Genomic DNA, 269 nt, shown 5'->3' on the forward strand with positions numbered 1-269 from the left:
GAAAAAACAGTACAAGAACCACCCCGACAAAATAATACTGATAATTCAAAGGTGCCGGCACCAGGCTCATCATCAACGTCAGACATATGATCGATACAGACACCGTTACAACGATGAGTATTGCGGCTTTCTTTTCATTGAGAAAATAGTCGCCAAATCCTTTTGCGCAAGCGTACACAATAAAAATTGCACCTGAGGACCTCAGTGCAATGACATAAACAAAAATGTTCCATGTGAAGGTTTCCTGATGATGAACTTTGTGGTGGTAG

Annotated in this window: 1 protein-coding gene; it reads right to left on the bottom strand. The window is 41.3% G+C overall.

The features are described 5' to 3' along the window. Window positions 1–269: hypothetical protein (locus SB689_RS23205; protein ID WP_410694411.1), on the bottom strand; the 269-nt coding region annotated here is incomplete at both ends.

Source organism: Chryseobacterium sp. SIMBA_038 (genome assembly GCF_046535115.1).
GTDB lineage: Bacteria > Bacteroidota > Bacteroidia > Flavobacteriales > Weeksellaceae > Chryseobacterium.